The organism is Pectinatus frisingensis (assembly GCF_014076555.1).
In the GTDB taxonomy this organism is placed as follows: domain Bacteria; phylum Bacillota; class Negativicutes; order Selenomonadales; family Selenomonadaceae; genus Pectinatus; species Pectinatus frisingensis.
Genome location: NZ_CP045424.1, coordinates 867,770 through 881,735, shown reverse-complemented (window position 1 = coordinate 881,735; position 13,966 = coordinate 867,770). Strand labels below are relative to the sequence as shown.

The 13,966-nt window shown below is 39.0% G+C and carries 12 protein-coding genes and 1 tRNA gene; 3 read left to right on the top strand and 10 right to left on the bottom strand.

Annotated features, from left to right (window positions below; translation table 11 throughout):
• Window positions 1-18: 18 nt before the first annotated feature.
• On the bottom strand, window positions 19-837 hold the full coding sequence (gene nifH, locus F8M42_RS04225) for a nitrogenase iron protein (protein ID WP_182188107.1): 819 nt from the start codon (window positions 835-837) through the stop codon (window positions 19-21).
• A 623-nt stretch (window positions 838-1,460) separates the two neighbouring features.
• Between nifH and F8M42_RS04220 the strand changes: the two genes are divergently transcribed.
• Both F8M42_RS04220 and F8M42_RS04215 read left to right on the top strand, forming a co-directional pair.
• Window positions 1,461-2,096 carry a Fe-only nitrogenase accessory AnfO family protein gene (locus F8M42_RS04220; protein ID WP_182188106.1) on the top strand — a complete coding sequence of 212 codons (636 nt, stop codon included), beginning with the start codon at window positions 1,461-1,463 and terminating at the stop codon, window positions 2,094-2,096.
• Window positions 2,097-2,127: 31 nt separating this feature from the next.
• The gene (locus F8M42_RS04215) at window positions 2,128-3,048 is read left to right on the top strand and encodes a hypothetical protein (RefSeq protein WP_182188105.1); all 921 of its coding nucleotides are present in this window, start codon (window positions 2,128-2,130) and stop codon (window positions 3,046-3,048) included.
• Here the strand turns inward: F8M42_RS04215 and F8M42_RS04210 are convergent.
• From F8M42_RS04210 to F8M42_RS04185, 6 genes are all read right to left on the bottom strand, one after another.
• Entirely contained in the window at window positions 3,035-3,724 is a 690-nt protein-coding gene (locus tag F8M42_RS04210; RefSeq protein ID WP_182188104.1) for an energy-coupling factor transporter transmembrane component T family protein, read from the bottom strand. The genes F8M42_RS04215 and F8M42_RS04210 overlap by 14 nt on opposite strands.
• Window positions 3,717-4,526: an energy-coupling factor ABC transporter ATP-binding protein gene (locus F8M42_RS04205; protein WP_182188103.1), complete on the bottom strand. Its 810-nt coding sequence runs from the start codon at window positions 4,524-4,526 to the stop codon at window positions 3,717-3,719. The genes F8M42_RS04210 and F8M42_RS04205 overlap by 8 nt, the downstream gene beginning before the upstream one ends.
• Complete coding sequence (locus F8M42_RS04200) at window positions 4,520-5,800, bottom strand: tryptophan transporter (protein WP_182188102.1); 1,281 nt, start codon at window positions 5,798-5,800, stop codon at window positions 4,520-4,522. The genes F8M42_RS04205 and F8M42_RS04200 overlap by 7 nt, the downstream gene beginning before the upstream one ends.
• A 358-nt stretch (window positions 5,801-6,158) precedes the next feature.
• Complete coding sequence (rpe, locus tag F8M42_RS04195) at window positions 6,159-6,827, bottom strand: ribulose-phosphate 3-epimerase (protein ID WP_182188101.1); 669 nt, start codon at window positions 6,825-6,827, stop codon at window positions 6,159-6,161.
• 87 nt (window positions 6,828-6,914) lie between these two features.
• A complete protein-coding gene (locus F8M42_RS04190; RefSeq protein ID WP_182188100.1) occupies window positions 6,915-7,247 on the bottom strand; it encodes a PTS lactose/cellobiose transporter subunit IIA in 333 nt (110 codons plus the stop codon).
• Between the two features lie 124 nt (window positions 7,248-7,371).
• Window positions 7,372-9,261 carry an ABC-F family ATP-binding cassette domain-containing protein gene (locus tag F8M42_RS04185; RefSeq protein WP_182188099.1) on the bottom strand — a complete coding sequence of 630 codons (1,890 nt, stop codon included), beginning with the start codon at window positions 9,259-9,261 and terminating at the stop codon, window positions 7,372-7,374.
• A 376-nt stretch (window positions 9,262-9,637) separates the two neighbouring features.
• Here F8M42_RS04185 and F8M42_RS04180 point away from each other — a divergent pair, with 376 nt between their 5' ends.
• Window positions 9,638-10,528, top strand: a complete 891-nt coding sequence (locus F8M42_RS04180) for a DMT family transporter (protein ID WP_182188098.1) — start codon at window positions 9,638-9,640, stop codon at window positions 10,526-10,528.
• Between the two features lie 636 nt (window positions 10,529-11,164).
• Here F8M42_RS04180 and F8M42_RS04175 read toward each other — a convergent pair.
• The 3 genes from F8M42_RS04175 to F8M42_RS04165 form a co-directional block, all read right to left on the bottom strand.
• Window positions 11,165-11,241 (bottom strand) — tRNA-Val (locus F8M42_RS04175).
• A gap of 188 nt (window positions 11,242-11,429) precedes the next feature.
• Window positions 11,430-12,557 (bottom strand): YibE/F family protein, encoded by a 1,128-nt coding sequence (locus F8M42_RS04170; protein WP_182188097.1) that lies wholly within the window; start codon window positions 12,555-12,557, stop codon window positions 11,430-11,432.
• A gap of 90 nt (window positions 12,558-12,647) precedes the next feature.
• The gene (locus F8M42_RS04165; RefSeq protein ID WP_229711454.1) at window positions 12,648-13,946 is read right to left on the bottom strand and encodes a fibronectin type III domain-containing protein; all 1,299 of its coding nucleotides are present in this window, start codon (window positions 13,944-13,946) and stop codon (window positions 12,648-12,650) included.
• Window positions 13,947-13,966 lie beyond the last annotated feature (20 nt).

Here is a 13,966-nt window from a genome sequence, read left to right as displayed (position 1 = left end):
TATATCGTATTAAATTGCTCAGGTATCCAGTCCATGTTCCATCAGCAGCTGTTCCAAACGATCCTGAGTCAAAGGCTTAGGAATGATAAACATATCATTGCCATCTATTTTATTGGCCAAAGTACGATATTCATCAGCCTGTCCACAGGAGGGATCAAATTGAATAACTGTCTGACGATTAATTTCAGCTCGCTGTACCATGTTATCACGCGGTACAAAATGAATCATCTGTGTTCCCAATTCCTTAGCAACAGCTTCTACCAACTCAGCTTCTCCATCAACTTTACGACTGTTGCAGATAAGACCGCCTAAGCGTACACCACCCGTTTCAGCATATTTTTTTATACCTTTGGAAATGTTGTTTGCTGCATACAGTGCCATCATTTCACCCGAACAAACAATGTATATTTCCTTAGCTTTTCCTTCACGTATCGGCATGGCAAAACCACCACAGACAACATCTCCTAATACATCATAAAAAACGTAATCCAAATCTTCCTCATACGCTCCCAGCTGTTCTAAAAGATTTATTGAAGTTATTATGCCGCGGCCAGCACAGCCAACACCTGGTTCCGGTCCGCCTGATTCCACACATTTTATGCCTTCAAAGCCTTCTTTTAAAACCATATCCAGATCAACGTCATCACCTTCCTCACGCAGTGTATCAAGCACTGTTTGCTGAGCCAGGCCGCCTAAAATCAACCGTGTTGAATCGGCTTTAGGGTCACAGCCGACTATCATGATTTTTTTGCCCATTTCACCCAAACCTGCATTGAGATTTTGTGTAGTTGTTGATTTACCAATTCCGCCTTTACCATAAATAGCAACCTGTCTCATGAGAAAACCCTCCAATGTACAAATATTACAAATAATAATTTTCCTATCAACAATTTCTGATAACATTATTGAAAAATAAAAGCCTGTCACATTTCATCTTGTGACAGGACTTCTTTGTCCTCTGCAAACAATTGCAGTGCAATCATTTGTAAATATGTTAAGTTTTGTTGATGCTGTAACTATAAATCATCATTTTCAGCTTGTCAATAGACTGTGCCCGAGTCATATTCTGAATATTTTTCTGAAAATTCTTTATAAATATTTTTTATACCCTTCATTTTAAATCTCTCGACACATTTTGCTTATATTTTAATATACTGTCATACTTAATTTTAATTTTTTAAATTACTATTTTTAAGTAAATTTTTATTAAAATTTTATGTATTTTTTTGTACTGATTTTCCTTACTGAAAACAATTTTTTAAAATTAATTTTTTTTCTTAACAAACACTTATATATTCCTATAAAAAATTTCTTTTAATAATAAATACCAAACATTTTTTAGGTAAATAAAGTAATTGTCATTTTTATCATAAACGCTGTAAAATCAACCTCTATTGACTTTTTTTGCCGCTGTTATTACCATTATTCATAGAAACAAAACGGTATAAGGAGAACTTATCATGGACAAAAAAATTGCTGTAACCTGTGATGACAATGACCAGCTCACGGATTTTATTGGTTTGACTCATATGATTATTTTTGAATACAACAATAATCATTGGGAAATACGTAAAAAATTTCCCTTCGCTTTTTCAGGTATAAAAACTGCGCAGGAAATACGAGACAAGACCCGCAATCTGATCTTAAAACTGGATGATTGCAAAATTATCGCTTCTGCCGCAGTAAATGGACTTATCTACAATGTACTCGACCGCATGCGTTTTGCGATTTTTGAAATAGAATCGCTTGATGCTGCCATGTTCGACAAAATCGTAAATGATCTTTACAATAATCTGCATAATATCAATGCCGGTGCGTCTGTACCGACTTCGCCGGTGGAAACAGCCAATGGCATCTATTATCTTGATTTGATAAAACTACAACACGCACATCCTGATATTTCTTCAAAAAAAGCTCTGCGCTCCTTTCTTGATAACACACCATTTATACAACTGGACCTTGTCTGTTCACATATCCCGGCCTGGTTAAATACAGCTGAATATGCAGAAAAACTAGTAATAACAACACGCAGCAGCGGTACCTCCCTGCTCGTCTCTATCAGCAAAAAATGCTCCGATTATTCACACTCATACTGATATCAGAAATATTTATGAAAGGATTGTATATATGGATATAGATACGAACTATGGCAGATTATACAACTGCCGCAATATTGCTTACCATAAAAATGGCCATGTTGCGGAATGTATATGCCAAAATAAGAGTCTTATACGCCTGAATAATTTGACTTTGCTGCCCTATTACACTGAAAATGAACGCCGCAAACTATCTCCATCGATAAAATTTTATCCTGATGGCACTCTAAAGTCTGTCTATCTGGAAAAACAAGTATCAATAAATACACCGCTTGGCCTTACTGCCGCAGAGCTGATTACCTTTTACCCCGATGGTGGATTGTGCCGCGTTTTCCCTCTCAATGGTAAAATAAGTGCCTATTGGAGTGAAGACCGCGAAATAAATTTACTCGGTAAAATGACTTTTCCTTTATCTGTGGGTACTTTCACCACCCGCCCCATGTGTTTTCATTTTTATAAAAATGGTCACTTAAAAAGTCTTACCTTACAGTCGACTGAGCGCATTACCATAAACACACCAGTCGGACACTTAAAAATCAAATGTGGTTTTTCGCTATATAAAGACGGCCAGCTGTGTTCTGCCGAACCGGCTTCGGCGCAAAAATTACTAACACCAATCGGTCACTTAACCTGTTGCGATCCCAACAGCATTGGCCTCAGTGCCGACAGCGGTTCATTGATTTTCACTGAAAGCGGTGCTCTTCAGCAGCTAAAGACAATCGATATTATAAACATTATCGATTCTGTTAACTGCCGGCATAGTTTCGTCCCCGACCGCATACCCAATCCACTTAACGAAAATGCACTGCTGACTTTACCGCTGACAGTAAATTTTTCAATCAATACAATTACCATAGAAAAAAATACAGCGGAAAAATTTACTTTTCCGCTGCATAGCTGCCAATTTATTATAAACAATATGCAAAACGATCCAACAATCAAAAATATTTGACTACGGCAATACAAATAAATAAATTTACCAGCATAATTGTATAATCGCTGCCGCAAAGCTGTGTCGCTGCCATAAAGGTTCGTTTGTTTTTACCGGAAAATCCTCGCAGAGTCAAGCTTATCGCCATATTTTCACTGCGCGATATCGCTTTAAACACCATAGGTTTTATAATCATCATATAATCAATGATACGGCGCAATGGATTTCTCGAAGGATGGAATCCTCGACATGATTGCGCTTCTCGTACTTCTTTGCTTTCCTTCAGCAAATCCGGTACAAAACGCAAAACCGCCGTTATCATAAAAGCATAATCATACGGTAAGCGGCACTGTTTGACAAGTGCCGCTGTTATTGCCTGTGTCGGTGTTGTAGCCACCAGTATAAAAAGTGATACTGCCATTATAAACATCTTATACGCCGAACCGACAGACAAAAATAATGGTGTGGTAAAAAGCAGTTGAATCCCAGCCAAAATCACTGCAAAAACAGCTAAGATACTAATACCCTTCCAAAGTGCCCTGCCACCACCCATTACTGCCGCTGCTATCATCTCAAGTCCCGCCAAAATTGCTAAAGCATATAAATTAATAGTGCATAAAGCTGCCACAGATGCTGTAATTGCCATGAATAATTTTGTCAATGGAGCAAAATCTGTGTTATTTTTTTCTTCAGGCATTCTTCTCCCTCCATACGGCCATTTTTCCATATAGCTCATCAGGTGTAAGACAAAGTTCCAATCCCATTTCCGCTGCGATAACAGCTGCTTCCGGTAACTCCAACCCCAGCTTTACAGTCTTTTCTTCATCGGCAAACAGTTGCCGCGGTGTCCCCGCATATGCTATTTTTTTGTCAGCCAGTACTATCATCTTATCAGCGTGTTCCGCTAAGATATCCATATCATGTGTGACTAAAATTATTCCCAGGCCAGTACTGTTTAATTTCCGCATCAGGCGTAAGAGCACTGTACGTTCCCGGCAATCCTGTCCCGAGGTAGGTTCGTCAAGTATCAATATCCGTGGCTTGGCTGCCAGTGCCGAAGCTACTGATAAACGCTGCTTATCACCCAGTGACAAGGTTTGCGGCATGAGGTGCGCTTTTTCTGACAATCCGGTGGCCGCAAGAGCACCATCAACACATTCTCGTATCTGCTTTGTTTCCATTCCAAGCTGCATCGGTGCATAAGCTGCTTCATCGTAAACAGTAGCGGCGAATAACTGATGGTCAGGATTTTGAAATACATAGCCTATATTTTTTGCCAATACGTATGACGGTTTATCACTGATAAGTTTACCATCAAATTCAATAACACCACTTTGCGGATGTATTATTCCCATAATCAATCTGGTCAATGTTGTTTTTCCCGTACCATTACGACCTGCCACCGCTGTTATTGCATCAGTGTCAATATTGATACTGATGTCATCAAATATTTTACTGCCTGATGAATAAGAAAAGGTTACATTTTTTAAATTCAGCATACTTCCTGCCCCATTTCCCGGCGGATCTTCCAACGCAGCGGTATAACTTCCGGATAAATTTTATTGGTATACATATATTCAAGGCAGACTTGTTTCTCACCGCTGAATTTTAATTGTCCTTTATCAATAACCGCCATATGTGAAGCAATGTCCAGCACATATTTTAAATCATGCTCGGCAACTATTATTGTTTTACCATCTTCCTTGTTGAGACGGTACAATAAATCATATATCTCCTTGGCACCTTCCGGATCAACAGCTGCTACAGGTTCATCCAAAGCCAGTATAGGAGTATCCATTGCCAGCACGGCAGCAATTACCAAACGCTGCTTTTGCCCACCCGACAAGGAAGTGACCTTCCTGCCGCCCATATTTTCTAAGCCGACTTTTTTTAAAACATCATGCTGCTTTTCAATAATCTGCTGCGGCAGCATACCTTTGTTTTCCAAGGAAAATGCAATTTCATCGTCTACTGTTTCAGTAACCAGCTGTGCCTCGTAGTCAGCCATTACCAGACCTGTCTGATTATTTAAAATTTCAGGTCTGGCCTTTACTATATCAATATCATCAATATGTATATCAGAATTCTTAAATCCACCAAGATACGACGGTTTTGCCCCGGCCAACGATAAAAGCAAACTTGTCTTGCCGCTGCCATTTACACCGATCAAAACAAAAAACTCACCTTTAGAAATTGTCAGATCGATATTTTGCAGAAAAAATGCTTCTTTATTTATTCCATCATTATTGAATATCCTGGCTGCCGGAAAATACAACAACTGCCCCGCAGCCGAACCAAGTGCTGCCACCAACAGTACCGCCGGCAGCATTGCATATAGATAAAGCGGCATCGGTAAAGATAATACTACTTTAGTCAAAGTAACAAATATACCCCCGCTGATAAACGTAGTTATGAATATTATCACCAAAGGTTCTATCTGCAGCCGACCCAGTTTTATATCAAAAACGCGCCACCTAACCAGCAGTGCACAAATAAAGGCCGCTACCGGATCGCTTATCAGGTTCGCATAAGGCAACGCAGCTTTTGACGTCATTGTGGCTATTATTCCGGAAACAATTCCGATTCCCAGACCTTGTCGCGGAGATGGCCGGCATAATAAAATAGCCGTTGCATACATAACTATATTCCAATTGAGAGATATGCCTCCTAAATTAGGTGAAATAATACGCAGTATCACTCCGATTGCCAGAAGCAGCGTAGTTATTGTTATCCAGCGCAAATCGCTGCTTTTGCCAATTGCTTTTTTAATCATTTAATCATTTCCTTATAATAAAAGTCCATATTATTTTACACTTATACATATTTTGTTGTCAATGCCGTCTGTAGAATCCAATGATAAATACATAATTCTATTTATTATATACTATATCATTATACTTCTTATCAGTCATATTTTAATATCTAATATCAAAATCAATCCGGTATTTACTCTCAATTGAAAATATTGGTGCAAAAAAAGACTGCCCACATAAGCATTTTCATTCATAAATATGCAAATATTCCATTTCCCTGTCCGCCTATAAAAGAACAGGAAACCACATAGTGGTGAAAAGCTGCATCTTCATGAGGTCAATGCCGTTTGTACGGCAGTCTCTTCAGTAATTGAGTTTTTAGCACAAACCAACCAATTTACGGAAAGATTGCACATTTTCTTCGATCTTACGATTTTTAAACATTGCCGAACCAATAACAATATCATCTGCCCCGGCTTCAATAACTGTTTTTATATTGTTGACATTTATGCCGCCATCCACCTGAATAACAAAATCAAAACCATTATCGGCACGCCATCTGGCCAATTTTTTGATTTTATTTGTACTCATCGGCAGATAAGCCTGTCCGCCAAAACCAGGTTCAACGGACATGATAAGCACTCTCGTCAGCAGTCCGTCTTCCGCTACATACTTCAAAGACTCATAATCGGTAGCCGGATTTAGTACGACACCGCCGTTCATGCCCAGTTTTTTTATTGTTTCCAAAGTATGATACAAATGCAGACAGGCTTCCTTATGTACGGTTACAGAATTGACACCGGCATCAGCCAATCCTGCCAAGAGGGCATCAGGTCTTGTCACCATTAAATGAGCGTCAAAATTTGTCTTTGTGCATGGACGCAATGATTTTATTATACCTACACCAAAAGTAATATTATCAACAAAGTGTCCATCCATAATATCAAGATGTATATCCTTTATGCCGCTTTTTTCCAGCCGCTGCACATCATCAGCCAAACAGGAAAAATTGGCTGATAAAATTGAAGGTGATAGAACAGTTTGCATATTTTCTCCTCTTTATTACCAATATTTTTATATCATTATGTGAAACCCTGCTCTCAAAAACAAGCCTTATAACCCCTGACTGCCACATCAGGATTTTTCAGAAATTTTTAGATATAATGCAACAATTTCCATGGCAAATATCTTACACATTTCAGCGTTCATCATAATGTCCTCCGCATGAACCAAAAGCAAATCAACACCAGTTTTACCGCCTTCAGCTTCCGATTGTAAAAGCTTAGTATGAATATCATGGGCCTGATTAAAATTTTCATCAGCTGCATTGATTTTTTCTACGGCCGTTTTAAATTCTTTTTGTTTAGCTAACTGAATACCCTGCAAATAACCAACTTTAGCACTATTGGCCGACTTGATGATATTCAGGCATATATCTTCCCCATCTAAAGTTTTTTTCTTTTTCAAAATGATCCCCTCCAAAATATGTTATTTTTACATTGATCCAGCATTACCAGACAAAACTTTATTATAAATAATTCGCCTCATACTGTCTGTATTCCTGTATATTTTTGATATTATGTGAGTGAGATTATTTTTCCATTGCTTCCGCAATTTCTTCCAAATAAACCCAGCGTTCCATCAATTTATCCAGCTTAGTTTGCAATTCATTTTGCCATTCATTAAGTTCTTTTATTTTTACATAATCAGCCGCGTTTTTTTCCATTTCCAGATGTGCCGCCTGTAAAGCGCCTTCTGTCTGTGCTATCACTGCTTCTATCTGTTCGTATTCACATTTTTCCTTATAAGTAAATTTTTTATGTGCATCAACTGTCTTCATTTTTTTACCGGCCATATTTTTTTCATTGCCAACAGTCTTGACCTGCTGGTCATTCTTTTGTTGCAAAAGCTGTTTATAGTAAGAATAACCGCCCGGATATTGCCGTAAATGTCCATTATTCTCATAAACGAATACTTTATCGGCCAACCGGTCGATGAAAAATCGATCATGCGAAACAAATATTATTGCTCCGTTAAATCTGTCAATGAATTCTTCCAAGACAGCCATTGTCTGCAAATCCAGATCGTTAGTCGGTTCATCAAGTAACAACACATTAGGTGCTTCCATCAGGATCCGCAACAAATACAAACGTCTTTTTTCTCCACCTGACAGGCGGGCTATCGGCATCCACTGCAAATCGCTATCAAATAAAAACATTTCCATCAATTTTCCCGCTGTTATTCGTGTGCCGTCAGCCAAAGTGATATAGTTGGCTGCTTCTTTTATATATTCCACAGCCCGCAGTTTTTCATCCATTTCCATGTTTTTTTGAGTAAAATAGCCAATTTTAACAGTCTGACCAATCTTTATGCTGCCACCCGACGGCTGCAGTCTGCCGGCAATGAGATTCAGTAAAGTTGATTTACCGATGCCATTTGGTCCTAAAATACCTACCCGATCATTGCGCAAAATAGTATAGCTGAAATTTTTGATGATATTTTTGCCATCTATCGAATAAGAAATATTATTTATTTCAATTACAGTCCGCCCCAAACGACTGGCACCCAAACCTATCTGAACATCGGGACGTTCCAGATCAGGCTGTTGTTCTTTTATCGTCTCAAAACGTTGTATTCTGGCTTTTTGTTTAGTAGATCGGGCTTGAGCTCCACGCCGCATCCACTTCAATTCATTACGCAAAAAATTCTGCCGTTTTTCTTCCGAAGCATTTTCTCTTTCAATTCGTGCTGCCTTCTGCTCCAGAAAAGAAGTGTAATTTCCCGCATATACATATGATTTCCCCTTATCCAGCTCAATTATTCTCGTTGCAGCATTATCCAAAAAATACCGATCATGTGTTACTAAAATAACGGCGCATTTCAACTTCATCAGATACTCTTCCAACCATACAATGGTCTCGCTGTCCAAATGATTGGTCGGTTCATCCAAAAGCAGCAGATCACATGGCTGAATAAGCGCAGATGCCAATGCCAGACGTTTTTGCTGTCCGCCAGACAAATCACCGGCTTTTTTGTCAAACTCCGTTATTCCAAGCTTAGTCAGTATTGTCTTGGCATCACTTTCCAACTGCCAGCCATCAAGCTCATCAATTTTTTCTGATAATTTTGCCAGCTGCTGATTTTTCACTGTACTGTCCGCAATACTTCCATATAAATCTTCATACTCTCGAAGCACCTGCATTATTGGCTGTGTTCCACGAAAAGCTTCCGCCAAAACAGCATTATCCCTATCAACCTGCCTATCCTGCGGTAGATACTCGATCCTGATATTCTTCATAGTGACAAAAGCACCAGCATCAATCGGTATTATTCCGGCTATTGCCTGCAATAGCGTTGACTTACCGGTTCCATTAACACCAACTACGCCTATCTTATCTCCATTATCAACAGAAAAGTTTACATCTGTAAATAATGTCTTTTCACCATATGTTTTAGCCAGATTCTCTATTGTTAAAACCATTGTTCATTCTTCCTGTAATATATAGTAATTTATCCTGTTATGTGATAATTTATTCGGTTAAGCACACCTTCGCACTTAATAAATAATGTGCTACAATATTATAATCTGCATTGTGTTATTTAATAAAAGCTGCTGCTTGTTATATAGACTGCCATATTTTCCGTCATGCTTACCACTTCCCGTTTTTTATTCATCAAAAAGTGGATATAAACCAAGCACCGGAATTAAAACAAGCTAATTATTCATTTTATGATTAACATTCAGCAATATATCTTCATAAACCCATATTAACCGATACAATTTAAATTATAACATAATATTGTTTACTTTACATATTTTGTACAGTTATACAAATTCATTGAAAAGAGGTAATTGAATGAAACGCAGACCTACCGGCCATATATTGGCATTTTCCACGTCACTTATTTGGAGCACAACTTTTGTTTCCACTAAATACTTACTGCAGGTTTTCACTCCGATAGACATACTATTTATTCGCTTCATCATGGGCTTTATCACTTTATGTATAATCTATCCACGCGAGTTATTGAAATTTGACAAAAAAGGTGAACTTTATTTTGCTGCTGCCGGCCTGACCGGCGTTACCATGTACTACTTATTGGAAAATATCGCCTTAACCTACACTTTGGCTTCCAATGTCGGTATCATCGTATCGACTGCACCGATTTTCACAGGCATTGCCGCCCATTTTTTCTTACCGGGTGAAGGATTGCACAAAACTTTTTTTATCGGTTTTATCCTTGCCATAAGCGGTATAATTCTAATAACCCTTAATAACAGTTTCAACCTCCATATAAATCCGCTGGGAGACTTATTGGCAGTGGCAGCGGCCATTATCTGGGCCGTCTACTCCATACTGACCAAGCAGATAGCCGTAATGAATTACAATATGATCACAGCCACCCGCAAAATGTTTTTTTATGGTCTGCTATTCATGCTGCCAATTTTTTATTACCAAGGTTCTGTAATTGATTTTACTGAATTTACCAACACCAACTATCTGCTGAATATTTTATTTTTAGGCATTGGTGCTTCAGCGATTTGTTTTGTCACATGGAATCTGGCCATTGATTATCTTGGTGCCACCGATTGCACTGCCTATATCTATCTCGGGCCTGTTATCACTATAACCACCGCTGCCGTTTTCCTTGATGAAAAAATATCCGTTACCACTATCATTGGCTGTATTTTAACGCTCAGCGGTCTGCTCATTTCGGAAAATCGCTTTACCCGCAAGCATACTTAATGCCTTTATATCATATTTTCGGTATAAATATTCACAAATATGATGATTAATCCAAGCACAAGCTTTTCCGTTCTTTTTCTAAATGGCGCTATAATATCCTTTTATCTTTTGGTTATAATCCTCTTTGCTGCCCTGTATGCGGCAGCAATATGTTATACTCGCTGAAATCCATTACAACCATCGTCATATTTCTCTTGAACAATTTTTCGAGAAAGCAAAGCTTAAAGCTTTATGCCATTCCTCTTGATTTTCACTCTTGTCTGCTCCATACTGGATTCATAATTATTTTTGCAGATAGGAGATGATTTACATATAGATAAAAAGGGGGTAGAGGATCTTAGGTAAAAATACATTGATGATCCTCCTGATGGTATGACTCCGAAACTGGTCAAAATTATGACTGATTCTGATCTTTTAGATATGCACTATTTTTTAACTGAAGATGATGATTTTGATGGTGAACCAGAAGATGGTTTTTATGTTTAAACCACTTTCTGCTTTCCTGCGCCCGCTTTTTATGGGCTTATTTTTTTACCTCTTCTTTTTTCACATCTTTTTTCGAAGACTTTCCTATTAAATAAAAAAGAAGCCCTGCTATAGTAGCCGCAAGACTTCCAAAAAGACTAAAATCAATGTTGGTGTCGGGTGGCGGATTCGAACTGCCGACAACATCGATGTCAACGATGTACTCTAACCAACTGAGATAACCCGACATAAATAACATTTATAGAATACCCTGACCATGTCAGCAAACACTCTGTCCAACTAAGTCATACCCTATATAATAACTGCTTATATAATATATTATAAATTTATTTATTTGTCAACTAAACCGGCAATTATTTTAAAATTGATATCTAATCTGCATAAAATAATAATCAATTCTTTATTAATTACATCATTATCTTCGTCCCAGCCATTTAGGCAGCCATGCCGAACAAAAAGCTGCCAGCGGAACCGTAAAAATAACACCAAAGCTGCCAGATAAACCTTGCATTAATTCGATACCAATAGCATTTGAATTAATAAGCTGCAAATATGGCAGGGCATATACATAGTCCAATACCCATATTCCAAGTGAACCGCCAAAAAAAGCCAGAATCAAAGTTGAAGCCATTGTTCCCATTACATCCCGGCCCACATTCATCCCACTTGTAAATAATGCCGAAGCCTGCATCTCCGGTTTGAGCCGATGCATTTCATCCACTGCCGCAGATACATCCATAGCAATATCCATGACAGCACCAAGGCTGGAAAACAAAATACCGGCAAACAACAGTTGCCCAACATCAATAGATGTACTTTGTCCAATAAACATCAAAGCCTCTATATTGGATACATTGTAACCGGATAATCCGGCCGCATAACCAAATAATCCGGCCGCAATACCAGCTGTCAGCACACCGCCAAAAGCAGATGTTCCGGCAGCTAAAGCTTTGCACGTACTACCGTTGATCAACCAAATAGTAATTACCAATATCAGCAATGAAGTATATACTGCTGCCCAAATCGGAGCGACTCCGCGCAGCAGCATTGGAAAAAATAAAAATAAAAAACAACAAAAGGTAATCAGCAATGCAACAGCTGATTTTACCCCTTTACGTCCTCCTACCAGACATAACAGCAAGAAAAAAACTCCGACAAACAACAGTATCGGCAATGAACGATCCAGACTGTAAACAGTATGTATTTCCAATGATTTAATCTGGCTGGAAATTACAATGACCTTTTTACCTGGTTCGCAAACCGTTCCAAACAGCATACCATTGGGACAGTTAGCTTCCAGTGCCTGCCCTGACTGATTGCCGCTGGTAAGTCGGAGTAATACTATTTGATCTCCTGCCCGACTGCCGTCATTTTGCAGATTATCCCGTAAAATCTCTATAACCACAGCCGTTTCAAAAGTACGTCCCTGTGTGTTGACAAGTACCGGCCGCTTTATCTGTGCATACTGACCGGCAAAAACCAGCAGACATACTATAAATATTATTGTAATAACCTTTTTTCTATATTTCTGTCCGCTTTCCATATTTTTTTCTTCTTCTGCTCCTTCTTCCCAATAAAAAAGGCTGCTGCACAAAATACAACAGTCTTTTTTACACTGATAAATAACTAATTATTATTGCTTAATAATGCGATAGGTATCATCGATTGGTGTTCCGCTCATTACATCATAGGTATCAATTGAAAATGCATCTGCGGTGATATGGACAACTGAGTAAGTCGGACGCCATGTCTGGCTGCGGGCAGCTATGTAGTCCTGCTGCTGAGGGATAAGTTCGTAGTACTTAGAACCTGTTGCTGAATTAGCTGACATATAAAATACCCCTTTGGGATTGACCAGTGTTCCTTGATTCATATCCGCAATGGTATAGCATAAATTCTGCGAAGCATAATAATTTTGGGTATCTTTATTCTTTAGTGCTGTGTCAAGCATATTATGCTGCTGACCACTTTGCCCGTTGGATCTATATTCGGCAAAATCCGCATGTTTCCCACCGTCACTACTTAGTTGATAGGTACGGGCATAAGTATGATCATGTCCCTGCAGTACCACATCAATATGATTGGCATCATAAATTGGTGTCAACTGGGTGCGAAGCAAAATGCCGTCAGAGTCGGAATGATCCAGTCCGCTGCCATATATGTCCTGATGCATTACAACAACCCGCCATTTAGCTTTTGGATAAGCCTTCACCGCTTTTTCTATAAGTGCCTTATGATCTGCCGCCGGCTCATTTATCTGATCTCCCGGTGATACCAAAAAATTGATTTCCGGATGTTGGGAAAGTGCCCCATTCAAAGTCTTATTCCAATTATAAGCATCATTGCAGGTTGCAAGTTCACCATCCTGCTTTGCCCCTTCCGCTGATACTTGACCGATAGAAGCACCGATCTGCGGATCTCCCACATACATAAAGAAAAAATCATCCGGATTTCCGGTATGAAACTGTTGTTCTTTTTGCCATTTGCCATTAAGATTTACCTGATACCAGTAAGTTGTTTCCGGTGTGAGACCTTCCACTTCTACTTTATTAGAATAATAGGTAACTCCATTGACAACTGTCCCGGCTGCACTGTTTCCCGAAAAAAGTTTTGCTTGTTTCATATCCTGCTGCTTGGCAACGCGCACTTCTGCCCTATCGGCCTGCTCCCGGGAATACCAGCCAAAATTCAGTTTGGAACTGTCCCTGCCCGGTGCTAATGATACTTGTTCATAATTGTTTCCAATTGTTTTCCAATTTTCTTTCCATTGCTGCCAGTTAGTATCTTTGTTCACAGATGTCTGTGTCATCTGCTGCGGAATTGCCGAGGCATCATTCCAATGACTTGTAGCTGCCCACCCGGTAGAAGCCACACACAGTACTGCCGCCGTGTAAATTGCCGCCATCTTTTTCTCTTTTCTGAATATCCTCATCAGCAAAGCATCTTCCTCTC

Excerpts from the sequence above, each read along its gene's own strand:
- nifH (WP_182188107.1), bottom strand. The coding sequence starts at position 837 with ATGAGACAGGTTGCTATTTATGGTAAAGGCGGAATTGGTAAATCAACA.
- F8M42_RS04220 (WP_182188106.1), top strand. The coding sequence starts at position 1,461 with ATGGACAAAAAAATTGCTGTAACCTGTGATGACAATGACCAGCTCACG.
- F8M42_RS04215 (WP_182188105.1), top strand. The coding sequence starts at position 2,128 with ATGGATATAGATACGAACTATGGCAGATTATACAACTGCCGCAATATT.
- F8M42_RS04210 (WP_182188104.1), bottom strand. The coding sequence starts at position 3,724 with ATGCCTGAAGAAAAAAATAACACAGATTTTGCTCCATTGACAAAATTA.
- F8M42_RS04205 (WP_182188103.1), bottom strand. The coding sequence starts at position 4,526 with ATGCTGAATTTAAAAAATGTAACCTTTTCTTATTCATCAGGCAGTAAA.
- F8M42_RS04200 (WP_182188102.1), bottom strand. The coding sequence starts at position 5,800 with ATGATTAAAAAAGCAATTGGCAAAAGCAGCGATTTGCGCTGGATAACA.
- rpe (WP_182188101.1), bottom strand. The coding sequence starts at position 6,827 with ATGCAAACTGTTCTATCACCTTCAATTTTATCAGCCAATTTTTCCTGT.
- F8M42_RS04185 (WP_182188099.1), bottom strand. The coding sequence starts at position 9,261 with ATGGTTTTAACAATAGAGAATCTGGCTAAAACATATGGTGAAAAGACA.
- F8M42_RS04180 (WP_182188098.1), top strand. The coding sequence starts at position 9,638 with ATGAAACGCAGACCTACCGGCCATATATTGGCATTTTCCACGTCACTT.
- F8M42_RS04170 (WP_182188097.1), bottom strand. The coding sequence starts at position 12,557 with ATGGAAAGCGGACAGAAATATAGAAAAAAGGTTATTACAATAATATTT.
- F8M42_RS04165 (WP_229711454.1), bottom strand. The coding sequence starts at position 13,946 with ATGAGGATATTCAGAAAAGAGAAAAAGATGGCGGCAATTTACACGGCG.